Source organism: Bradyrhizobium sp. JYMT SZCCT0428, from assembly GCF_018131075.1.
In the GTDB taxonomy this organism is placed as follows: domain Bacteria; phylum Pseudomonadota; class Alphaproteobacteria; order Rhizobiales; family Xanthobacteraceae; genus Bradyrhizobium.
The window spans coordinates 98,031-118,087 of record NZ_JAFCLS010000028.1 but is presented as its reverse complement, the minus strand read 5'-3'; the positions used below and the strand labels follow the sequence as shown (position 1 = coordinate 118,087).

24 protein-coding genes are annotated in these 20,057 nt (G+C 63.2%); 7 read left to right on the top strand and 17 right to left on the bottom strand.

Annotation, left to right across the window (positions count from 1 at the left end):
- Nucleotides 1–109: 109 nt before the first annotated feature.
- Both JQ575_RS26570 and JQ575_RS26565 read right to left on the bottom strand, forming a co-directional pair.
- The gene (locus tag JQ575_RS26570; protein WP_212036087.1) at nucleotides 110–490 is read right to left on the bottom strand and encodes a hypothetical protein; all 381 of its coding nucleotides are present in this window, start codon (nucleotides 488–490) and stop codon (nucleotides 110–112) included.
- A 172-nt stretch (nucleotides 491–662) separates the two neighbouring features.
- On the bottom strand, nucleotides 663–1,496 hold the full coding sequence (locus tag JQ575_RS26565) for a hypothetical protein (RefSeq protein ID WP_212036086.1): 834 nt from the start codon (nucleotides 1,494–1,496) through the stop codon (nucleotides 663–665).
- A 130-nt stretch (nucleotides 1,497–1,626) separates the two neighbouring features.
- Between JQ575_RS26565 and JQ575_RS26560 the strand changes: the two genes are divergently transcribed.
- Nucleotides 1,627–2,661 carry an aspartate-semialdehyde dehydrogenase gene (locus JQ575_RS26560; RefSeq protein WP_212036085.1) on the top strand — a complete coding sequence of 345 codons (1,035 nt, stop codon included), beginning with the start codon at nucleotides 1,627–1,629 and terminating at the stop codon, nucleotides 2,659–2,661.
- A gap of 3 nt (nucleotides 2,662–2,664) precedes the next feature.
- On the opposite strand, the gene JQ575_RS26555 is transcribed toward JQ575_RS26560, so the two are convergent.
- Nucleotides 2,665–3,318 (bottom strand): carbonic anhydrase, encoded by a 654-nt coding sequence (locus JQ575_RS26555; RefSeq protein WP_212036084.1) that lies wholly within the window; start codon nucleotides 3,316–3,318, stop codon nucleotides 2,665–2,667.
- A gap of 102 nt (nucleotides 3,319–3,420) precedes the next feature.
- Here JQ575_RS26555 and JQ575_RS26550 point away from each other — a divergent pair, with 102 nt between their 5' ends.
- Nucleotides 3,421–4,299: a CoA ester lyase gene (locus JQ575_RS26550; protein ID WP_212036083.1), complete on the top strand. Its 879-nt coding sequence runs from the start codon at nucleotides 3,421–3,423 to the stop codon at nucleotides 4,297–4,299.
- A 162-nt stretch (nucleotides 4,300–4,461) separates the two neighbouring features.
- Here the strand turns inward: JQ575_RS26550 and JQ575_RS26545 are convergent, their stop codons facing one another.
- The 3 genes from JQ575_RS26545 to JQ575_RS26535 all read right to left on the bottom strand — a co-directional run bounded on the left by JQ575_RS26545 (nucleotide 4,462) and on the right by JQ575_RS26535 (nucleotide 6,416).
- Nucleotides 4,462–5,253, bottom strand: coding sequence for a hypothetical protein (locus JQ575_RS26545; RefSeq protein WP_212036082.1), 792 nt, complete (start codon nucleotides 5,251–5,253; stop codon nucleotides 4,462–4,464).
- A gap of 40 nt (nucleotides 5,254–5,293) precedes the next feature.
- Nucleotides 5,294–5,899, bottom strand: a complete 606-nt coding sequence (gene leuD / locus JQ575_RS26540; RefSeq protein WP_212036081.1) for a 3-isopropylmalate dehydratase small subunit — start codon at nucleotides 5,897–5,899, stop codon at nucleotides 5,294–5,296.
- A 118-nt stretch (nucleotides 5,900–6,017) separates the two neighbouring features.
- Complete coding sequence (locus JQ575_RS26535) at nucleotides 6,018–6,416, bottom strand: metallopeptidase family protein (RefSeq protein ID WP_212036080.1); 399 nt, start codon at nucleotides 6,414–6,416, stop codon at nucleotides 6,018–6,020.
- A 137-nt stretch (nucleotides 6,417–6,553) separates the two neighbouring features.
- Here JQ575_RS26535 and JQ575_RS26530 point away from each other — a divergent pair, with 137 nt between their 5' ends.
- From JQ575_RS26530 to JQ575_RS26520, 3 genes are all read left to right on the top strand, one after another.
- On the top strand, nucleotides 6,554–6,880 hold the full coding sequence (locus JQ575_RS26530; protein WP_212036079.1) for a hypothetical protein: 327 nt from the start codon (nucleotides 6,554–6,556) through the stop codon (nucleotides 6,878–6,880).
- A 507-nt stretch (nucleotides 6,881–7,387) separates the two neighbouring features.
- Nucleotides 7,388–7,531 (top strand): hypothetical protein, encoded by a 144-nt coding sequence (locus JQ575_RS46165; RefSeq protein ID WP_212036078.1) that lies wholly within the window; start codon nucleotides 7,388–7,390, stop codon nucleotides 7,529–7,531.
- 111 nt (nucleotides 7,532–7,642) lie between these two features.
- Nucleotides 7,643–7,951 (top strand): hypothetical protein, encoded by a 309-nt coding sequence (locus tag JQ575_RS26520; RefSeq protein WP_212036077.1) that lies wholly within the window; start codon nucleotides 7,643–7,645, stop codon nucleotides 7,949–7,951.
- A 71-nt stretch (nucleotides 7,952–8,022) separates the two neighbouring features.
- Here the strand turns inward: JQ575_RS26520 and JQ575_RS26515 are convergent, their stop codons facing one another.
- The 9 genes from JQ575_RS26515 to ffh all read right to left on the bottom strand — a co-directional run bounded on the left by JQ575_RS26515 (nucleotide 8,023) and on the right by ffh (nucleotide 15,911).
- Nucleotides 8,023–9,720: a methyl-accepting chemotaxis protein gene (locus JQ575_RS26515; RefSeq protein WP_212036076.1), complete on the bottom strand. Its 1,698-nt coding sequence runs from the start codon at nucleotides 9,718–9,720 to the stop codon at nucleotides 8,023–8,025.
- 312 nt (nucleotides 9,721–10,032) lie between these two features.
- Nucleotides 10,033–10,242 (bottom strand): hypothetical protein, encoded by a 210-nt coding sequence (locus JQ575_RS26510; RefSeq protein WP_192739332.1) that lies wholly within the window; start codon nucleotides 10,240–10,242, stop codon nucleotides 10,033–10,035.
- Nucleotides 10,243–10,341: 99 nt separating this feature from the next.
- Nucleotides 10,342–11,748, bottom strand: a complete 1,407-nt coding sequence (gene leuC, locus JQ575_RS26505) for a 3-isopropylmalate dehydratase large subunit (protein ID WP_212036075.1) — start codon at nucleotides 11,746–11,748, stop codon at nucleotides 10,342–10,344.
- A gap of 78 nt (nucleotides 11,749–11,826) precedes the next feature.
- Nucleotides 11,827–11,961 (bottom strand): hypothetical protein, encoded by a 135-nt coding sequence (locus JQ575_RS45790; protein WP_283815156.1) that lies wholly within the window; start codon nucleotides 11,959–11,961, stop codon nucleotides 11,827–11,829.
- A 194-nt stretch (nucleotides 11,962–12,155) separates the two neighbouring features.
- Nucleotides 12,156–12,536 carry a 50S ribosomal protein L19 gene (rplS, locus tag JQ575_RS26500; protein ID WP_212036074.1) on the bottom strand — a complete coding sequence of 127 codons (381 nt, stop codon included), beginning with the start codon at nucleotides 12,534–12,536 and terminating at the stop codon, nucleotides 12,156–12,158.
- A 114-nt stretch (nucleotides 12,537–12,650) separates the two neighbouring features.
- Nucleotides 12,651–13,382 (bottom strand): tRNA (guanosine(37)-N1)-methyltransferase TrmD, encoded by a 732-nt coding sequence (trmD, locus tag JQ575_RS26495; protein ID WP_212036073.1) that lies wholly within the window; start codon nucleotides 13,380–13,382, stop codon nucleotides 12,651–12,653.
- 53 nt (nucleotides 13,383–13,435) lie between these two features.
- The gene (rimM, locus tag JQ575_RS26490; RefSeq protein ID WP_212036072.1) at nucleotides 13,436–13,960 is read right to left on the bottom strand and encodes a ribosome maturation factor RimM; all 525 of its coding nucleotides are present in this window, start codon (nucleotides 13,958–13,960) and stop codon (nucleotides 13,436–13,438) included.
- Nucleotides 13,961–13,979: 19 nt separating this feature from the next.
- On the bottom strand, nucleotides 13,980–14,312 hold the full coding sequence (gene rpsP / locus JQ575_RS26485; protein ID WP_192739327.1) for a 30S ribosomal protein S16: 333 nt from the start codon (nucleotides 14,310–14,312) through the stop codon (nucleotides 13,980–13,982).
- 51 nt (nucleotides 14,313–14,363) lie between these two features.
- The gene (gene ffh, locus JQ575_RS26480; protein ID WP_212036071.1) at nucleotides 14,364–15,911 is read right to left on the bottom strand and encodes a signal recognition particle protein; all 1,548 of its coding nucleotides are present in this window, start codon (nucleotides 15,909–15,911) and stop codon (nucleotides 14,364–14,366) included.
- Between the two features lie 341 nt (nucleotides 15,912–16,252).
- Between ffh and JQ575_RS26475 the strand changes: the two genes are divergently transcribed.
- The gene (locus JQ575_RS26475; protein ID WP_212036070.1) at nucleotides 16,253–17,317 is read left to right on the top strand and encodes an MBL fold metallo-hydrolase; all 1,065 of its coding nucleotides are present in this window, start codon (nucleotides 16,253–16,255) and stop codon (nucleotides 17,315–17,317) included.
- A 136-nt stretch (nucleotides 17,318–17,453) separates the two neighbouring features.
- Here the strand turns inward: JQ575_RS26475 and JQ575_RS26470 are convergent, their stop codons facing one another.
- Together JQ575_RS26470 and JQ575_RS26465 are read right to left on the bottom strand one after the other, a co-directional pair.
- Nucleotides 17,454–18,155 carry an SIMPL domain-containing protein gene (locus tag JQ575_RS26470; RefSeq protein ID WP_212036069.1) on the bottom strand — a complete coding sequence of 234 codons (702 nt, stop codon included), beginning with the start codon at nucleotides 18,153–18,155 and terminating at the stop codon, nucleotides 17,454–17,456.
- Between the two features lie 5 nt (nucleotides 18,156–18,160).
- Entirely contained in the window at nucleotides 18,161–18,925 is a 765-nt protein-coding gene (locus JQ575_RS26465) for a GyrI-like domain-containing protein (protein WP_212036068.1), read from the bottom strand.
- Between the two features lie 181 nt (nucleotides 18,926–19,106).
- On the opposite strand from JQ575_RS26465, the gene dapF reads away from it, so the two are divergent.
- A complete protein-coding gene (dapF, locus tag JQ575_RS26460; protein ID WP_212036067.1) occupies nucleotides 19,107–19,979 on the top strand; it encodes a diaminopimelate epimerase in 873 nt (290 codons plus the stop codon).
- Nucleotides 19,980–20,057: the final 78 nt, after the last annotated feature.

Sequence of the window (20,057 nt, the reverse complement as noted above, 5' to 3'; positions counted from 1 at the left end):
CGCCAATGCCGTAATCAGGTCGGGACAGCCTTGGAAAGGCGCTGCCGCCTCTTGACTCTCAACACGGTAGATCCCGGCTCGGGGCCGGGACGACACTGTTGGCTTTGGTTCAATACAGCGGGAAGCGCTGCGGATAGCCGCCCATGTCCGACGGCGGGTTGAGCGGCTGACGGTCGATCGGGCGATTGAGATTTTCGCGCGCGAATGACGGGTAGCCGAGATCCGGCGGAAACGCGTAATCCTGGAATTTGCGGTCGCCCGGCAAAACTTCGGTGCCGGCGTCGAGCCAGGAGCGCGTCGTGACGTAAACGCGGGTGTTCGGGCCCTGCTGGTAGACCCGGTTGGGGCCATTGCGTCCGTAATGGGGGCGCCCGTCCTTGTCGTATTGAGCCCTGGACTGGGCGCTGGCTTCGGTCGCGCCGACCGCAACGAGGGCGGCTGCAGCAAGCATCACCACGAGCTTGCTCGCAGCAGGAAATTTAGGGGTCATCGCATCCTCGTCATTGTCAGCCCCTTGGAGCCGATCACCAAATCGGGTTGGCGCTCATTGTAGCCGCGGCAGGGTGGGCGTCACTAGGTCAATTGCGCCACACCGGACCACAATAATGCCGGCACTGGCGAAAAAGTTTCATGAAAACCAGTATCTTGGCGCGGTATGGCAATTAGAAGGCGCCGCGCAATTGCGGGTTGTCTCGGCCAGTCAGCCAATCCGCCGACAGGGCCGGCATGGCCGAGGTCGCGCAGTCCGCGCGCCTGAGTTCGGCGCGGGCGAATATTTCCGCCAGTTTCGGGTCGTTTCCGGTGCTGAGCAGGGTCAGCCGGTTCAGCATGCAGGAGATCGCGGCGCGGCGGGCCGGCAGATTGTCGCCCTGGCACGACCAGCCGGAGATACGGAAATGGAAGTCGCTGACGCGCTTCATGAATCCGAGGCAGCCGCGGGCTGCCTCAGCGCCGCTGACCAGCCGCAGCAGGGTCACGGTACCGAACTTGCTGTCGATCAGGCCCGCGGCTTCCAACTCGCGCAGGCCGCCCGGGTCCATACGAGCGGCGATCTCCGCGATCGCGGGACCGGCATGGCCGAGTTCGCTGCCCGGGCGATAGATCTCGAGTTCGGCGACCGGCTGTTTGTCGGCGCCGCGCCACTGGAAGACATCCCGGCGGCCGCCCTTCGGGTGCCGAAAAATCTCGTAAGCCTCTGTTTTGTCATGCCGATCAAACTGGCTGACGGCGAAAGCGCGCGACGAGCGGTCGACCAGGCTCCAGGCGTCCTTTAATGAGGCGTCCCTCGCCGAGGGGGCCATCGCCGCGGCATCGGGCAATTGCTCCCACATCGCCATGCCGCCTATGGCGAGCAGCGCCAGGGTCATTACATACGCAACCAGCCTTGCCAGCGTACCGCGGACCTCGTCCGCAAAGCTGGTCAGCGCCGGATGGATTCTCGTCGTATAATGGGACTTGTAATGGGACTTGGCCGGTTCGGCCGAAAAGGACTGCATCAAACGGCCCAAACGCAACTGTCAAACGTTCTTGCAAACGTTGTCTTGAGCATGTTTCTCGCATAGAAGCGCTGCCTCTTCCCTTTCCGCCGCGGGCGGGGGGACGGCATTTTTCGTCGGAGAGTGAACGATGGGTTACAAAGTCGCGCTGGTCGGAGCGACCGGCAATGTCGGGCGGGAAATGCTCAACATTCTCGACGAACGCAAATTCCCCGCGGACGAGGTGGTGGCGCTGGCGTCACGCCGCAGCGTGGGCGTGGAAGTTTCGTATGGCGACCGCACCCTGAAGTGCAAGGCGCTCGAGCACTACGATTTCTCCGATATCGACATCTGCCTGATGTCGGCCGGCGGTGCGGTGTCGAAGGAATGGTCGCCGAAGATCGGCGCCGCCGGCGCCGTCGTGATCGACAATTCGTCGGCCTGGCGGATGGATCCGGACGTGCCGCTGATCGTGCCCGAAGTGAACGCCGACGCCGTGACCGGCTTCACCAAGAAGAACATCATCGCCAACCCGAACTGCTCGACCGCGCAGCTCGTGGTGGCGCTGAAGCCGCTGCACGACAAAGCCACCATCAAGCGCGTCGTGGTCGCGACCTATCAGTCGGTGTCGGGCGCCGGCAAGGATGCGATGGACGAATTGTTTTCGCAGACCAAGGCCGTCTACACCAACAGCGAACTGATCAACAAGAAATTCCCCAAGCGTATCGCCTTCAATGTCATCCCCGAAATCGACGTGTTCATGGAGGACGGCTACACCAAGGAAGAGTGGAAGATGATGATGGAGACCAAGAAGATTCTTGATCCCAAAATCAGGCTGACCGCGACTTGCGTGCGCGTGCCGGTGTTCGTCGGCCATTCCGAAGCCGTCAATATCGAATTCGAGAATCCAATCACAGCCGATGAAGCGCGCAACATCCTGCGCAATGCTCCGGGGTGCCTCGTGATCGACAAGCACGAGCCTGGCGGTTACGTCACGCCTTATGAAGCCGCCGGCGAAGACGCGACCTATATCAGCCGCATCCGCGAGGACAACACTGTCGAGAACGGCCTGTCGCTGTGGTGCGTCTCCGACAATCTGCGCAAGGGTGCGGCGCTGAACGCGGTGCAGATCGCCGAATGCCTGATCAACCGCAAGCTGATCAGCGCGAAGAAGAAAGCGGCGTAGTCCCTAGACGCTGCCTTGCATCTCGCTGACGGCGCGGAATTCCTTCGCCGTTGGATCGAGCACGAACAGCGAGCCTTCGGCGACACCGAAATAGGCGCCGTGCAGTTCCATTTCACCGCGCTCGACGCGCGAGCGCACGAACGGAAACGTCAGCAGGTTTTCCAGGGAGCGGAAGATCGCGGCTTTCTCGATCCTGACGGTGAAGTCCTGCATCGTTTCGCGCTCGCGCTGTTCGACGATTTCGCCCGGCTTGATGAACATCGCCATCCAGCGCCCGATGAAGTCGCCCGGCGACAACGGGTCGATCTTGTCGATGAAGGCCTTGATGCCACCGCACTGGGCGTGGCCGAGCACCACGATATGCTTGATGCGGAGCACGTTGACCGCATATTCGAGCGCCGCGGATACGCCGTGGGCACCGCCGTCGGGCTGATAGACCGGCACCAGATTGGCGACGTTGCGGACCACGAACAGTTCGCCCGGGCCGGCGTCGAAGATCACCTCCGGCGAGACGCGGGAATCGCAGCACCCGATCACCATGACAGCGGGCGACTGGCCGCGCTCGGACAGTTCCCGGTAGCGTGACTGTTCTGTAGGCAGTCGCTGCGAGGTGAAGGTCCGGTAGCCGTCGAGCAGATGTTGCGGAAATGCGGTCATGGCCCTTGCCTAACCATAGACCGATGACAGGAACAAGGCTTTCGGCGGGCTGTTTGAAATGATATCGCGTGGGGTGCAAAAAGCCCCTTAGGAAACCAGCCCATGATCCGTCCGCGCCGCAGCCTGTTGTTCATGCCCGGATCGAATGCGCGGGCGCTGGAAAAGGCGCGCAACCTTGCCGCCGACGGTATCATCCTCGACCTTGAGGATTCGGTGGCGCCGGACGCCAAGGCGCTGGCCCGTGACCAGATCGCCAAGGCCATCGCGGCCGGCGGGTTCGGCAAGCGCGAGGTGCTGATCCGGGTCAACAGCCTGGATACGCCGTGGTGGATCGACGACGTCACCATGGCCGGCAAGACGCGGCCCGACGGCATCCTGGTTCCCAAGATTTCCAGCGTCGCCGATCTCAACGCCATCGCCGATCGCCTGAGCGACATCGGCGCGGATACCTCGATCCGGGTCTGGGCCATGATCGAGACTTCGCGCGCGGTGCTGGACGCGGACAAGCTCGCCGCGGCGTCGAAGGATTCGGAAACGCGTCTCGCGGGCTTTGTGTTCGGACCGAACGACATTTCGCGCGAAACGCGCATCCGGATGCAGCCGGGCCGCGCCGCGATGATCCCGATGATCATCCACTGCATCCTGGCGGCACGCGCGCATGGGCTCGAAATCCTCGACGGGCCCTACAGCGATATCAGCAACGTCGACGGCTTTGCTGTTGAATGCGCGCAGGGGCGCGATCTCGGGTTCGACGGCAAGACGCTGATCCATCCGAGCCATATCGAGGCCTGCAATGCGATCTTCACGCCGCCGGCCGAGGAAGTCGCCGAAGCGCGCAAGATCATCGCGGCGTTCCAGCAGCCCGAAAACGCCTCGCGCGGCGCGATCCAGCTCGACGGCCGGATGGTGGAACGGCTGCATGCTGAGATGGCCAAGCGCACCATTGCCATTGCGGACGCGATCGCCACGATGGGGCACTGATTTTTTTACCCTCCCCTGGAGGGGGAGGGTCGGCTCACATGGAGCGCAGCGAAATGTGAGACGGGGTGGGGTGATCTCTCCACTCGGGCACTGTTCAAGGGGAGAGACTGTCACCCCACCCCGCCGCTTCGCGTCGACCCTCCCCCTCCAGGGGAGGGTAAGTTAGTGAGCCCCAAACTTCTCCGCCGCCCAGGCATACAGGCTGCCGGGAATCGGCTGCTGGCTGCCGCGGCCTTTCGGCGAGATGTGCAGCCCGATGATCTGGGGATCGGCGAGCATCGCCGAAAAATCGCTCGGCTCGAAAAACAGTTTCGGCTCGGCGTGGACCGCATAGAACGATTGCTTCGGCAATGCGTACTGCAATTCGCCTCCGCGGCGCGCGAGTGCGGTGAGCGCGGCCGGACCAAAGATCGCGACGCGGATATCGGAGAGGCGGTTCGATTTGCCGCTGAGTTGACGGAGCGCGAAGGTGATCCGATGGCGCAGCGCCAGCCAGTCCGGCGTCAGCTCGTCCTGCATCATCAGATTTTCGAACGCCGTCACGATCGGATCGCTAGGGGGCAGATACAAAACCGAATTGCCGAGCTGGCGCGGCCGCTCCCAGGCGAAATAGGGTTTTGCAGGATCGATCTCGACCGGCTTCAGCAGCAGGACATCGGCGTCGAGCCATAGGCCGGCCTTTTCCGCCATCAGCCGCATGCGGAAGAAATCGCTGAACTGCAGGATGGTCCAGTCGCGCCAGCTGCCGTCCGGCTGCGGCGGGCGAAGCCGCTCGGAAAAGGAATGCGGCAGGATCGCTTCGGCCTCGGCGTTGCCGACGCCGTCGGGCAGGCCGGTAAGCGGGTCGAAACTGTAGACGGTAACCTTGTGGCCCGCTGCGACCTGCGATCGCAGGCATGTCTGCCGCAGCGCATCGAGCGGGCCATGCCAGAAGGTGACGACGTCAGGCCGCATCGGCGTCGTCTCTATTGTCGAGCGAAGCGCGCGACCGCGATCAGGCCCAGGCGCGCTCTTTTTTGGCCTTGGACTCGTAGGTGTCGATGGAAGCCTTTTTCTCCATCGTCAGGCCAATGTCGTCGAGACCGTTGAGCAGGCAATGTTTGCGGAACGGGTCGATCTCGAACTTCACGGTGCCGCCGTCGGGGCCGCGGATTTCCTGGGCTGCGAGATCGATGGTCAGCGTCGCGTTGGCGCCGCGCTCGGCGTCGTCGAACAGTTTGTCGAGGTCGTCCTGGGTGACGCGGATCGGCAAAATGCCGTTCTTGAAGCAGTTGTTGTAGAAGATGTCGCCGAACGAGGTCGAGATCACGCAGCGGATGCCGAAATCCAGCAGCGCCCACGGCGCGTGCTCGCGGCTCGAGCCGCAGCCGAAATTGTCGCCTGCGACCAGCACCTTGGAATTGCGGTAGGCGGGTTTGTTGAGGATGAAATCCGGATTCTCGCTGCCGTCATCCTTGTAGCGCTGTTCCGAAAAAAGACCCTTGCCAAGGCCGGTACGCTTGATGGTCTTCAGGTACTGCTTCGGAATGATCATGTCGGTGTCGACATTGATGATCTTCAGGGGCGCAGCGACGCCTTCCAGTGTGGTGAACTTGTCCATCGATCGTACTTCCCGGCTGAAATGAGGGATAGGGCCGTTGATTTATCGCGAAAACGCCCCCGGCAAAAGGCCAATTTGCGCAATCCTACCCCGCTCCTGGCCCCGCCCTTACCCCGCTCTACCCCTCTTGGGCCTCGATCGCCTCCATATCGGCATCCGACAGGCCGAAATGGTGGCCGATTTCGTGGATCAGGACGTGGCGGACGATGTGGCCCAGCGTTTCCTCATGCTCGGCCCAGTAGTCCAGGATCGGCCGCCGGTAGAGCCAGACCATATTGGGCAGGCGGGCGACGTCGTTGTTGCTTTGCTGCGGCAGGCCGACGCCCTGGAACAGGCCGAGCAGGTCGAACTCGGTTTGCGCCTGCATTTCGTCGAGGACATCGTCAGTGGGGAAATCATCGACGCGGATGATCACGCCCTCGCACAGGGTTCGAAAGCCCTTTGGCAGGCGCTCGAAAACCTCATGCGCCATGGCTTCCATTTCGGCGAGCGACGGTGCTTTTGCTTCCTTCCACATCGCGCCTGTTTAGCGCGTGTTCCACCGGCGCGCCTACTCATTTTGCGCGCCTACTGATTTTGAAGATCATCGCAAGGTTGACCTTGGCGCGGCAATCGGAGACCGTACCGCCCGATAACAGGCTTTGGGTGGGCGGAATGAAGCGGATTGTGACGGCGGCGGCAGTGGCGATTTTGACCGGGTTCGTGTTGCCGGATGGTGGCGCACAGGCTCAGACGGCACCGTCCGGGATACGCACTGCACAGGCGCCGAAGCCGGTCGCCACCGACGCCTCCGCACAACGCCGGCGGCCGCTTCGCCGCGTGCCGATTTATCGGCAGGACCAGTGGGAGCCCGATGTCTATCCGCGCTATAATCCGGGGCCGAATGCGGTGCGCAGCTGCACAGCGACCTATGTGCAGGAATACCGGCCGAGCGGCACCGTCATTACGCCACGCATGAACTGCTACTGGCGGCCCGGCTAGCGCCCGCGCACGACACTTCGCTAGCTTCCAAATCGATCAGCGTTCCAAACGTATCTGCGTCGGCGAGCCATAACGAGAATGGCCGTCACTACGCGCGATGTCGAAGCGTTCATGATTTGAAATCCTGACGGTCTCATGAATGCGGAGTGTCTGCAGAGGATGCGGCGGCAGTCTGCGCCGGTTTGACGCGTCGCTGAAATTAATCGGAACTGATGAACACGCTCCCTGTTCATCTTCGTGGCGCAGTCATTCAGTTCGCATTCACGTCCTCAGCTTCAAGCTGTGAACTGCGTCGCGGCGTAGCGGCTGCTTGTCGAGCACCGCTCGTCACGAACGTGACATCCCGCGTGAGCGTAAGCTCATCGCTGAAGGACCAAGGAGACTACATAATGCAGGTGATAAAAGTTCTGGGGCTTGCCGCCGTTGGCGCCATGCTCGTTATAGCCGCGCCAGCCGAGCGCGCTAACGCGTTGTCGCTGAGCAACCCTGGCGCTGCTGCCGCCGTTCATGAGGATGTCAGACCTGAGACGACGGAGGCGGGATGGCGACATCGTCATCATCGCTGGCATCGTCATCACCACCATCGTCGGCATCATCATCATCGTCACCATCATCGCCGCTGGTGATCGCGAATTTGCGTTTTTGAAGTGAACAGGCCCGTTCATCGCGGGCCTGTTTTCACATCAAGGTGACTGCCACGAAACGGGCGCGATTGCTGCCTGTTATTTGATGATCTTGATCAGGAGAGAGAGGAAGATTGTCATGAAGACCTTGATCGGAGCGGCTGCTGTCGCGGGCGCTCTGGTGTTTGCCGGCCCGGCGGCGGTCAACTCGGCCGCCGCGGCATCGTCGCAAACGAAGCAACAAACCGCCGGCACGTCAGGTGCGACCGACTTCAGCGCGCAACGCTATTACGGGCGCCGTTATGGTTACGGATATTATCGACCGTACCCATACTACCGGCCGTATTACGGACCCCGCTATTACGCGCGGCCCTCTTACTACCGGCCATATCCCTATTACGCACCGGCGCCGTTCACCTTCGGCTTCGGGTTCGGGCCGTATTGGTGACGGGCGCGGCCATCGCGCTCAGGAGATGAGCGTGATGGCGTTGATTCCGTTCTCGCGCAATGGGAAGCGGATCAGGCAGCGCGAATAAGATCGAGGAAAGTGTTGACGTCGGCGCGCAGCTTCTCCGACTGATGGCTGAGGTCGTCGGCCGCCGTCAGCACTTCCGACGCCGCGGCGCCGGTCTCGTTGGCGGCGTCGTTGACGCTGCCGACGTTCGAAGATACCTCGGTCGTTCCCTTCGAAACTTCCTGGATGTTCTGCGCAATGTCGCGGGTGGCAGCGCTCTGCTGCTCGACCGCGGCAGCGATCGCCGTGGCGATTTCGTTCATCTGGGCGATCGTCGTTCCGATCGTCTTGATGGCCGTCACGGCGTTGCCGGTCTCCTGCTGGATGGCGGCGATCTGGGCTGAAATATCCTCCGTCGCCTTGGCGGTCTGGGTGGCAAGCGCCTTCACTTCGGTGGCGACGACGGCAAAGCCCTTGCCGGACTCGCCGGCGCGCGCCGCTTCGATCGTGGCGTTGAGCGCCAGCAGGTTGGTCTGCGACGCGATGTTCTGGATCAGCGAAATGACTTCGCCGATCTTCTGTGCCGCTTCGGCCAGGCCCTCGACGGTCTTGTTGGTGCGGTCGGTCTCGGCGACCGCAAGGTTGGCGGTCTGGGACGCCTGCGCGACCTGGCGCGAGATTTCGCTGATCGAGGCATGCAGTTCCTCGGTCGCCACGGCAACCGTCTGCACGTTCGCGGAGGCGACGTCGGAGGCGTTGGCGACAGCGGTGGCCTGCCGGCTGGTTTCCTCCGCCGTTGCCGTCATGCTGCCGGCGGTGGCGTGCATCTCGGCCGACGCCGCGGTCAGCGTTTGCAGGGCTTCGGAGACCTGGACGTCGAAAGTCGCGATGTAACCTTCGATCGCGCGCTGCCGGGCTTCCTTGCGGATCTGCTCCTCGCGCTGTTCGGCTTCGAGGCGTCGCGCCGTCATCGCGTTCTCCTTGAAGACGGTGAGCGACTTGGCGAGACCACCGACCTCGTCGGTCCGGTTGGCGCCAACGATCGAAATATCGAGATCGCCTCCGGCAAGCTTGGTCATTTCAAGCGTCATGCGCCGCAATGGCTGGGCGATCTGGCCGAACGCGATCCAGCCGAGGATGGCAAAGGCCAGCAGCAGGCCGACAATCGCCCCGACCAGGAGTAAAAGACGGGTGTAATCGGCGCTGGCGACGCTCGCGTCGCGCGCGGCGCGCATGGCGTCCGTATTGATGGTGATGAGTTGCCCCACTGCCGCGATCGCGGTCTGGCGATGCTTGGCCACGACATTGCGCGAATAGGCGAAGGCTTCTTCCATCTTGCCCGCGGCCGCTAGTTCGAACACCTTGGCGCTGGCGACCCGGCGGTCCTTGACCGCGGTTCGCATGGTGTCGATCAACTGGCGCTGCTCGGGAGCGGTGGTGACGGTCGCCAGCCGATCGATTGCTTCCAGCGTGGCATCGGTGGCCTTGCCATAGGACTCGACGTTCTGGCTGATCGCCTTGGCGTCGGTGCCGGAGAGGATGACGTTCTTCTCGCTCACCGCGGCGCTGTTGAAATGGCTCTCGGCCTGCAGGCTGTATTGCACCCGCATCGCGTTGCCGTCGACGAGGCTCGCCGCCGTCGCGGAAAGGTTGCTCAGCGCCATCGAGGCCTGGACGACGATCCCGACTGCCACAAGGGCGACGATCGCGGCAGGCACCGCGATCTTGGCAATAATGGGCAGGTTCTGAAATCTGGCGATCATTTCTGGATCTCTCTGGAGTGAAATTTGCTGCTGCCGAACCGCTGCGACCGGCCTGAGAACCGCGCCCGTGCCGGCACGGCGCCACGCCGGATCAAGCCCCCGACATGAGGGGATCCGAAGCCAGCTATCGATTTTCTGATTGGTTAAGGGTCAGTTTACCAGCCGGCCGTTAGCAAAGTGTTGACGCTGCCGGATCGAGTTCCCGACGAGGCGCGGCTGAGCCTCATCAAACCCCTTGGCCAGGGTGAGTTGAAACAAAGCAGGCGCCCGCTGGGGCGCCTGTTTTCTGAATAGCGTGACGAGCGCGCAGGCTCAGTCCCAGTCCTTGCCCTTCCAGGGCTTGATCTTCCACGGCGTCAGCGCTTCCAGCCGCCATTCCCGCCAGTGCTCTGGCGGCCAGTTGCTGAGGCGCCTTGTGTCCTTGGGTGTGGCGGGGACGAGATCGACGATGCGCGAGACGTTGCGCCGGCTCTGGCGCGTCGCCTCGCTGATCATATCGACATATTCTGGTTTATCGGCCACTTCAGGCTCCTCGCGATGATCATTCCCGCAAGCAGCCAGTCTGCGCCCCGCGCCTTAACGAGGCCTTGCCAGAACGCCTCGATGTTGAGGCAACGCGCGTTAACGCCACTCCCTGATATCAACAAAATGCCCGGCGATCGCTGCCGCGGCCGCCATTGCCGGCGACACCAGATGCGTGCGGCCCTTGAAGCCTTGCCGGCCCTCGAAATTGCGGTTCGAGGTCGAGGCGCAGCGCTCTTCCGGCGACAGCTTGTCGGGATTCATGGCCAGACACATCGAGCAACCCGGCTCGCGCCATTCGAAGCCGGCCTTGATGAAGATCTTGTCGAGGCCTTCGGCTTCCGCCTGTTCCTTCACGATGCCCGAGCCCGGCACGATCATCGCGCTGACGTGGCCGCTGACGGTCTTGCCTTCGGCGACTTTCGCCGCCGCGCGCAAATCCTCGATGCGGCCGTTGGTGCAGGAGCCGATGAACACGCGGTCGAGCTTGATGTCGGTGATCTTCGTTCCCGCGGTCAGGCCCATGTATTTCAGCGCGCGATGCTTTGAGAGCCGCTTGGCTTCATCGGCGATCTGGTCGGGATCCGGCACCATGCCGGTGATCGACACCACGTCCTCGGGCGAGGTGCCCCAGGTCACGATCGGCGGCAGCTTGGCCGCATCCAGCCGGATCTCGTGGTCGAAATGCGCGCCTTCGTCCGAGCGCAGGGTTTCCCAGTAGCGCATCGCGGCGTCCCACGCCTCGCCCTTCGGCGACATCGGGCGGCCCTTGAGGAATTCGAACGCTTTTTCATCCGGCGCGATCAGGCCGGCGCGGGCGCCGCCTTCGATCGACATGTTGCAGACCGTCATGCGGCCTTCCATCGTCAGCGCGCGGATCGCATCGCCGGCATATTCCAGCACGTAGCCGGTACCACCCGCGGTGCCGATCTCGCCGATGATCGCCAGGATGATGTCCTTGCCGGTGACGCCGTCGGGCAATTTGCCGTCGACCACCGCACGCATGTTTTTTGCTTTTTTCTGGATCAGCGTCTGCGTCGCCAGCACGTGCTCGACCTCGGACGTGCCGATGCCGTGCGCCAGCGCGCCGAACGCGCCATGCGTCGAGGTGTGGCTGTCACCGCAGACGATGGTGGTGCCGGGCAGCGTAAATCCCTGCTCGGGGCCGATCACGTGCACGATGCCCTGGCGCTTGTCGTGCTCGTTGAAATACGTGATGCCGAATTCCTTGGCGTTGTCGGCCATCACCTTCATCTGTTCGATGCTCTCCGGATCTGGATTCGGCTTCGAGCGGTCGGTGGTCGGGATGTTGTGGTCGACGACGGCCAGCGTCTTCTCCGGTGCGCGAACCTTGCGACCGGTCATGCGCAGGCCTTCGAATGCCTGCGGCGAGGTCACCTCGTGCACCAGATGGCGGTCGATATAGAGCAGGCAGGTGCCGTCATCGGCTTCGTGCACCAGATGGTCGTTCCAGATTTTGTCGTACAGCGTGGTGGGGTTGGACATGAGCGTAAGCTCCAAAAATGATTCTGTGTGAGCGGTCAGCGCGGTTATCAGCGCAAGCAACGGGCAGTCAGCGCGGCATCAAAGGCCGCAGCTAAGCTCTGACGTCGCCGAGGTCGCAAAGCGTCCGAAGAAACGGCCGGGCAGGCGCGAGCGGTCGTCGATCACGAAGGGATCAACGCGCCGGCCTGCAAAGCTGGTTTGATCTGGAACCATTCTAGCCTCATAGCACATGAGGTATCTAAGCGCGATATGCGTTTATATCCACCGTCATTGCGAGCCCAGCGAAGCAATCCATAGCGCGGCTGGGGACGTATGGATTGCTTCGCTCCGCTCGCAACGACAAGGCCAACAAAAAAGCGCGGGGCAAAACCCCGCGCTTTTGGTCACATCCCCCTGCAGGAGACGAATTACTCGCCGACGGCGGCCGCACGCTCGGTCTTCTCGACGATGCGGGCCGACTTGCCGCGCAGTTGGCGCAGGTAATACAGCTTGGCGCGACGCACCTTGCCGCGGCGCACCACCTTGATCGAGTCGATCATCGGCGACATTACCGGGAAGACGCGCTCCACGCCTTCGCCGTAGGAAATCTTGCGAACGGTGAAGCTCTCATTGAGCCCGCCGCCGGAACGGCCGATGCAGACGCCTTCATAGGCCTGCACGCGGGTGCGCTCGCCTTCGACCACCTTGACGTTGACGATCACGGTGTCGCCGGGGCCGAATTCGGGGATCGACTTGGTCGAGGCCAATTTGTCGAATTGCTCTTTTTCGAGCTGTTGAATGATGTTCATTGAAATCTCCATCGGCGGCGCGCCCAGCCAGTCCAGCGCGGGCTGCGCGAACGTCCATCTATCCTGCTGTATGCTGCGGATTTGGCGCCCGTATAAGGCATCAAAGCGCGCTTGTCACCCGTCTGTCGTGCTTTTTGGGCGTTTTTGGCGCGCCTTAATCGCCCACAAATCCGGTCGCCGCGCCCTTGTCAGGGCTTCAGCCTCGGCCTGGCGCCAGGCGGCGACCTTGGCATGGTCGCCGGAAGTGAGGATTTCCGGGATTGTCCGGCCCTCGAACTCCTGCGGGCGGGTATATTGAGGGTATTCCAGTAGTCCCTCGGAAAAGCTCTCTTCGGTCCCCGAGGCCAGCCTTCCCATGACCCCCGGCAAGAGCCGGACACAGGCGTCGACCAGCACCATGGCGGCGACTTCACCGCCCGACAGCACGTAATCGCCGATCGAGACCTCCTCGAGCCCGCGGGCCGCAATCACCCGCTCGTCGATGCCCTCGAACCGGCCGCAGACGATCAGCGGCCCGGGACCTGCCGCGAGCTCAATCACCCGGGACTGGGTCAATGGCCGACCTCGGGGGCTCATCAGGAGCCTTGGTCGATCCTTTGGAGGGGACTGGCCGGTATCGGCGGCGTCGATCGCCGCAGCCAGGACGTCGGCGCGCAGCACCATGCCGGGCCCGCCGCCGGCCGGAGTATCGTCAACGCTGCGGTGGCGGTCGGTGGCCGATGCCCTGATGTCGCGGGCTTCCAGCGCCCACAGCCCGGAGGCCAGTGCCTTGCCCGCCAGGCTGACGCCGAGCGGGCCCGGAAACATGTCCGGGAATAGCGTGAGGATGGTGGCGCGCCAGGTCATTTGAAACAGGTCATTTGAAATAGGTCATTTCAAATAGGTCATACAATAACCGATCACGTAAGTGTCGGAACGTCGTCGCCCTCAATTTCCTTGGGCAGTTCTATCACGACGCGGCCGCCCGCAAGGTCGACCGTCGGCACCACGGCATTGGTGAACGGCAGCAGCATCGTCGGGCCCTGCGATGGTGCGATCTCGATGATATCGCCGGCGCCGAAATTGTGGATCGCGGCGACGCGGCCGAGCGGTTCGTTGGCGGCATTCACCGCGGCGAGCCCGATCAGATCGGCATGGTAATATTCGTCGTCGTCGGTCTCAGGCAGCTTGTCGCGCGCGATGTAGAGCTCGATGCCGTTGAGTCGTTCGGCGTCCTCGCGGGTGGCGACGCCTTTGAACGTCGCGACCAGATGATCTTTCGCCTCACGGGCATGCGCCAGCTCGAACTGGCGCGCGCCGTCCTTGGTCGTCAGCGGACCGTAATCCCTCACGGCCAGCGGGTCTTCGGTAAACGTCCACAGTTTTACCGCGCCGCGCACGCCATGCGCGGCGCCGATCCGGGCGACACAAATCGGTGCTGCCACCGCCCCGCGCCGCTAACGCTTATGACTTCGCGGCGGCTTCGGCGGCGGCCTTGCGCTCCTTGCGCGGCACGGCCTTTTCCGGGTTGTTGCGCGCGGCACGCTTCACGACACCGGCGGCATCGAGGAAACGGGTGACGCGGTCGGACGGCTGCGCGCCCTTGGCGAGCCAGGACTTGACCTTGTCCATGTCGAGCTTGAGGCGGGCTTCGTTGTCCTTCGGCAGCAGCGGATTGAAATGGCCGAGACGCTCGATGAAGCGGCCGTCGCGGGGAAAGCGCGAGTCGGCGACGACGACGTGATAGACCGGGCGCTTCTTGGTGCCTGCGCGAGCGAGGCGGATAACGACTGACATTTTAGTCTCCGTAAGTTTGGTTTGATGTGAATGAGGGTGAATTGATCGCGATTATTTCTTCTTGCCGGGGAAGCCGCCGAGGCCCGGCAGCGTCGGCTTGCCGCTGAGGCCCGTGAGGCCCGGCAAATTCGGCAGGCCCTGACGCAAGCCCACCGGAATATCCTTCGGCAGCGCGGGCATGCCGCCCGGGCCTGCGCCACCCGGCATTTTCTCCGCCAGCGCCTTCATCTGTTCGGCCGACGGCATGCCGCCGCCGCCAAATCCCATCGCCTGCGCGATGCCGGCCATCGGGCCGCGCTTGCCCGAACCCATCGCCTTCATCATGTCGGCCATGTTCCGGTGCATCTTCAGGAGCTTGTTGACTTCCTCGACCTTGACGCCGGCGCCGGCCGCGATGCGCTTCTTGCGGCTGGCTTTCAAAAGGTCGGGGCTCTTGCGCTCCTGCCGCGTCATCGAATCGATCACCGCGACCTGGCGCTTGATGATCTTGTCGTCGATCCCGGCGTTGGCGATCTGGTTCTTCATCTTGGCGATGCCGGGCATCATGCCCATCAGGCCGCTGATGCCGCCCATGTTCGCCATCTGCAGCAATTGCTCGCGCATGTCGGCCAGATCGAACTGGCCCTTGCGCATCTTCTCGGCGACGCGCGCGGCCTTTTCGGCGTCGATATTCGCCGCCGCCTTCTCGACCAGCGACACCACGTCGCCCATGCCGAGGATGCGGCCGGCGATACGGCTGGGGTGGAAATCCTCCAGCGCATCAGTCTTTTCACCGGTACCGATCAGCTTGATCGGCTTTCCCGTGACCGCGCGCATCGACAGCGCGGCGCCGCCGCGGCCGTCGCCATCAACCCTTGTCAGCACGATGCCGGTGAGGCCGACGCGCTGGTCGAACGAGCGCGCAAGATTGACTGCGTCCTGGCCGGTCAGAGAATCCGCGACCAGCAGCACTTCATGCGGGCTGGCGACGGTTTTGATTTCCGCGGCCTCCGACATCATCTCTTCATCGAGCGTGGTGCGGCCGGCGGTGTCGAGCAGCACCACGTCGTAGCCGCCGAGCTTGGCGGCTTCCAGCGCACGCTTGGCAATGTGCGCCGGCTTCTGGCCGGCCACGATCGGCAGCGTCGGAATGTCGAGATCGCGCCCGAGCACGGCGAGCTGCTCCATCGCCGCGGGGCGATAGATGTCGAGCGAGGCCATCAGCACCTTGCGCTTGTCGCGCTGGGTCATGCGGCGGGCGAGTTTTGCGGTGGTCGTGGTTTTGCCGGAGCCCTGCAGACCGACCATCATGATCGCGACCGGCGGCACCGCATTGAGGTCGATGGTCTGGCCGTCGGCGCCGAGCGTGGCGACCAGCTCGTCATGGACGATCTTGACCACCATCTGGCCGGGGGTGACCGACTTGACGACGGTGGCGCCGATCGCCTGCTCGCGCACGCGGTCGATGAAGCTTCGGACGACGTCGAGCGAGACGTCGGCCTCGAGCAGCGCGCGGCGCACCTCGCGCATCGCGGCATCGACGTCCTTTTCGGACAGCGCCCCGCGCCCCGTCAGCCGATCGAGTATCCCACCAAGCTTTTCCGACAGATTGTCGAACAATGCCGTTATCCTCTGTCCTGCCTCAGGACGAATTTCCAAACACGTTTACGCCCGAGGGCGCATCGCGCTGTCGGGCGTTGGCCTCCGGTCTCAAGGGCCGGGCGGCGGGTCGAAAAGAACGTCTTTCCGAGAAGTGCCGGGGTTAAACGCCCGGAAGCCATCAAAGTCAAGGAGAAACTAGGGGTAAATGCCCGAGTGTTTCTGACTTAAAGCATTGAAGTAACTATATTTTATGTCGAAATAGCGGATCGGTGAGCGTTCTCTCCGCCGCGGGTTCCAACTTGGTCCGCGCACGCCATATAACGCCCCGTACCCTTCTCCCGCTCTATGTGATCGCGCCCGTGCCCATTACCCGCCGCCGTGTTTTTGCAGTCCTCGCCGGTCTCGGCCTGGCCGCCGGTGCGCCGTCTGTCTGGATGTCCCGCATGAAAACCTATGACGGCCCCGTCTCCGACCATTTCGACGGCCTGACCTTCTTCGATCCGGATGGTTCGCCGCCGAAATCATTGGCCGAGGTACTGCGCTGGCAGTTCGGCGGCGGCCGGCAGCGCGCGAGCTGGCCGGATTGGGTGCCGAGCCCGCATGCCGATACGCCGCCGCCGCGCGTTGACGGCAACAAGGTGCGGCTGTCGTTCGTCGGCCATGCGAGCTGGCTGATCCAGACCGGCGGCCTCAACATTCTCGTCGATCCGGTGTGGTCGATGCGGGCTTCGCCGTTTTCCTGGGCCGGGCCGAAGCGGCACAACGATCCCGGTATCGCGTTCGACGCGCTGCCGAAGATCGATGTCGTGCTGGTGTCGCACGGCCATTACGACCATCTCGATCTGGCGACGCTGTCGAGGCTCGCGAAAGTGTTTTCGCCGCGCGTGATCACGCCGCTCGGCAATGACGTCACCATGCGCGACGCGGATGAAGCGATCAAAGTCGAAGCGTTCGACTGGAAGGATCGCGTCGAACTCGGCAACGGCATCGCCGTGACCCTGGTGCCGACGCGGCATTGGTCGGCGCGCGGGCTGTTCGACCGTAACAAGGCGCTGTGGGCGAGCTTTGTGCTGGAGACTCCGGCTGGCAAACTCTACATCGTCTGCGATTCCGGCTACGGCGACGGCAAGCATTTTCGCCGGGTCGCCGAAGCACATGGCCCGCTGCGGCTGGCGATCCTGCCCATCGGCGCCTATGAACCACGCTGGTTCATGCGCGACCAGCACATGAACCCGTCGGACGCCGTGAAGGCGCTGGCCGATTGCGGCGCGCAAACGGCACTGGCGCATCATCACGGCACGTTCCAGCTCACCGACGAGGCGATCGACGCGCCGGTGACTGCATTGGGCGAAGCGCTGGACGAAGCGAAGATTCCGCGCGAGCGGTTTGCGGCCCTGAAGCCCGGGCAGGTTTTCGAGGTTTAACGTCTTGTCGTCCCTGCGAACGCAGGGACCCATAACCACAGCAAGACGAGATTATGCCGAGCTGTGGCTCCAGCCATTTTCAGTAATTGGCATCGGTGGCTATGGGTCCCTGCGTTCGCAGGGACGACATCGCATTTTACTGCGCGGGCTTGATCGCCCAGGACACGCTCACCGAAACCGATAGCGTCTCTTCGCCTTGCGCCACCGGCGCGCCGACGGCCATCGGCGCTGCCACCTTGCTGCGGAACACCGGGACGGCCGCGCCCTCCTCGGAAATGCTGATCGGCTCGCCGAGCGTGACGCCGGCGGCCTTCGCATAGATATCGGCCTTGCGGCGCGCGTCCGCGATCGCCTTCTCGCGGGCCTCGTCCAGGTGCTTGGACGGCTGCGTTACGATGAAATTGATGCCGCCGATCTCGTTGGCGCCGGCGCCGACCAGCACGTCGATCACGCTTGCGACCTTGGTCACATCGCGGATCTTGATCGTGACGCGGTTGCTGGCGCGGAACCCAACGACGCCTGGCCGCTCCGCGGTTTTGGACGAGGTCGCATATTGCGGTTGCAGCGACAGCCGCGAGGTCTGGTAATCCTTTTCGTCGATCCCGGCACCTTTCAGCGCCAGCAGCACCTTGCCCATCGCCGCGTTGTTGGCGTCGGACGCCTCCCGCGCGGTCTTGGCGTCGGTGGCAACACCGCCATCGATCTGCGCCAGATCCGGCGGCACCGACACATTGGCTTCGCCGGTCACGGAGATGGCTGGCGGCGGCACCGTCTGGGCCAATGCGGGCGTGGCCACCAGCACGGCTGTGGCGATAACAAACGCGAGCGGATGCTTCATGTCTCTCACTTCAGTGGCACATAGACGTTGATCACCAGCTTGTCCTCTGCGGTCTTCAAGGGATCGGTGATGTACTCCTCGACGAAGGTGTCTTTTGCTTCAAGTTTCTTGTCGTCGAGGTGATTGGTGATCGCCTCATAGGTGTTGTCCATGTTGTCGTAGGAGCCGCGATGGACAAACTTCAGGGCTTTGCCCTCGGGCGATTTGCCGATGCTCATGTCCTTGGTCAGGTTCTTCGGCTCCTGGTCGACTGGAATTTCGGCCAGGAACGTAAAGCCGCTGTCGTCGGTCGAGGTGTAGACGATCATCGAATTGCCGGCGGCCTTGATGCCCTGCTTGTCGAGCAGCGCATTCAGCGCCTTGAACGAATCGATAAGCGTGTCGAATGCCGAGTCCCAATTGGCGGTACCCTTCATGACCACCACCTTCCTGGGCTCCAGCGTGAACTGCTCGCCAAAGGGATCGGCGGTCTGAACGGTCGCGGCAGGGGGCGTGGCCGGCGTCTGGGCGGCCGCGGGTGGCGGTGAGGGGACAACCGACGGGCTTGCCACCGGCGCGGGGGAGGTTCCCGGTGCCGGGATCGCGGATGCCGCGGGTGAAGGCGTCTCCGCCGGGGCAGGGGAAGCGGCGGGCGCCGGTGCCGCGGAGGGGCTGGCAGTTGGCGAGGCGGCTGGTGCCGGCGATTGCGCCAACGCAGGGCCGCCCAATGCGATTGCTACCATCGGGACCAGCGCGGCCATGGCCGAGCGGAAACGGCTGATACGGTTCATTTCAGGCATTCTCCATCCATCCCCAGGCGGTCGCGGCATGTTCCCGCTCACGACCACAAAGCGCCGCCATCCCTAACATGCAAGGTCCGCCTTCGTCCCATGACAGATGCGTCATGCACCCCTGCACACTAGGCAATCGGCCACCATTCGCCATATAAGCAGGCAGAAATTGGGAAATTCCATGAGCGCGCTGGCCAATCACGCATTCGCCAAGATGAACGGTATCGGCAACGAGATCGTCGTGGTCGATCTGCGCGACAAGCCGGCCAAGGTGACGGCGGAAGAAGCGCGCGCCGTCGCCTCGCCCGCCGGCGTGCCCTATGACCAGTTGATGGTATTGCAGCCGCCGCGGCTGGACGGCACCGAGGCCTTTATCCGCATCTACAACAATGACGGCTCGGAAGCCGGCGCCTGCGGCAACGGCATGCGCTGCGTGGTGCGGCGGCTGTTCGAGAAAACCGGCCAGACGGCGGTGACCTTCGAGACCCGCTCGGGTCTGCTCAATTGCTGGCAGGGGCCGCAGCCCGATCTCTACACGGTCGACATGGGCGCGCCAAAATTCGGCTGGCAGGAAATTCCGCTCGCCGAAGAGTTTCGCGACACGCGTTACATCGAACTGCAAGTCGGGCCGATCGACGCACCGATCCTGCATTCGCCGTCGGTCGTCAACATGGGCAATCCGCACGCGATCTTCTGGGTCGACGACGTCGACGCCTACGACCTCGAGCGTTTCGGGCCGCTGTTGGAAAATCACCCGATTTTCCCCGATCGCGCCAACATCACGCTCGCCCATATCGTCGATCGCGACCACATCACGATGCGCACCTGGGAGCGCGGCGCCGGCCTGACCAGGGCCTGCGGTTCGGCCGCCTGCGCCACCGCGGTTGCGGCGGCACGGCTGAAGCGCACCAATCGCATCGTCGAATTGTCGCTGCCGGGCGGCAAGCTCTCGATCGAATGGCGCGAGCGCGACGACCATGTGCTGATGACCGGCACGGCAACGTTCGAATATGAAGGCCGCTTTGATCCGGCGCTGTTCGCCAGCGTCGCCTGAGCATGATCCGGAAAAGTGTGAAGCGGTTTTCCCTCGACAAACGCGGAACGCGTTTGCTCGGAGATCATGCTCAAACGA

Bases quoted from the DNA above. Each gene is read 5' to 3' on its own strand.
- JQ575_RS26570 (WP_212036087.1), bottom strand. From the start codon at position 490: ATGACCCCTAAATTTCCTGCTGCGAGCAAGCTCGTGGTGATGCTTGCT.
- JQ575_RS26565 (WP_212036086.1), bottom strand. From the start codon at position 1,496: ATGCAGTCCTTTTCGGCCGAACCGGCCAAGTCCCATTACAAGTCCCAT.
- JQ575_RS26560 (WP_212036085.1), top strand. From the start codon at position 1,627: ATGGGTTACAAAGTCGCGCTGGTCGGAGCGACCGGCAATGTCGGGCGG.
- JQ575_RS26555 (WP_212036084.1), bottom strand. From the start codon at position 3,318: ATGACCGCATTTCCGCAACATCTGCTCGACGGCTACCGGACCTTCACC.
- JQ575_RS26550 (WP_212036083.1), top strand. From the start codon at position 3,421: ATGATCCGTCCGCGCCGCAGCCTGTTGTTCATGCCCGGATCGAATGCG.
- JQ575_RS26545 (WP_212036082.1), bottom strand. From the start codon at position 5,253: ATGCGGCCTGACGTCGTCACCTTCTGGCATGGCCCGCTCGATGCGCTG.
- leuD (WP_212036081.1), bottom strand. From the start codon at position 5,899: ATGGACAAGTTCACCACACTGGAAGGCGTCGCTGCGCCCCTGAAGATC.
- JQ575_RS26535 (WP_212036080.1), bottom strand. From the start codon at position 6,416: ATGTGGAAGGAAGCAAAAGCACCGTCGCTCGCCGAAATGGAAGCCATG.
- JQ575_RS26530 (WP_212036079.1), top strand. From the start codon at position 6,554: ATGAAGCGGATTGTGACGGCGGCGGCAGTGGCGATTTTGACCGGGTTC.
- JQ575_RS46165 (WP_212036078.1), top strand. From the start codon at position 7,388: ATGAGGATGTCAGACCTGAGACGACGGAGGCGGGATGGCGACATCGTC.
- JQ575_RS26520 (WP_212036077.1), top strand. From the start codon at position 7,643: ATGAAGACCTTGATCGGAGCGGCTGCTGTCGCGGGCGCTCTGGTGTTT.
- JQ575_RS26515 (WP_212036076.1), bottom strand. From the start codon at position 9,720: ATGATCGCCAGATTTCAGAACCTGCCCATTATTGCCAAGATCGCGGTG.
- leuC (WP_212036075.1), bottom strand. From the start codon at position 11,748: ATGTCCAACCCCACCACGCTGTACGACAAAATCTGGAACGACCATCTG.
- JQ575_RS45790 (WP_283815156.1), bottom strand. From the start codon at position 11,961: ATGGTTCCAGATCAAACCAGCTTTGCAGGCCGGCGCGTTGATCCCTTC.
- rplS (WP_212036074.1), bottom strand. From the start codon at position 12,536: ATGAACATCATTCAACAGCTCGAAAAAGAGCAATTCGACAAATTGGCC.
- trmD (WP_212036073.1), bottom strand. From the start codon at position 13,382: ATGACCTGGCGCGCCACCATCCTCACGCTATTCCCGGACATGTTTCCG.
- rpsP (WP_192739327.1), bottom strand. From the start codon at position 14,312: ATGTCAGTCGTTATCCGCCTCGCTCGCGCAGGCACCAAGAAGCGCCCG.
- JQ575_RS26470 (WP_212036069.1), bottom strand. From the start codon at position 18,155: ATGAAGCATCCGCTCGCGTTTGTTATCGCCACAGCCGTGCTGGTGGCC.
- JQ575_RS26465 (WP_212036068.1), bottom strand. From the start codon at position 18,925: ATGAACCGTATCAGCCGTTTCCGCTCGGCCATGGCCGCGCTGGTCCCG.
- dapF (WP_212036067.1), top strand. From the start codon at position 19,107: ATGAGCGCGCTGGCCAATCACGCATTCGCCAAGATGAACGGTATCGGC.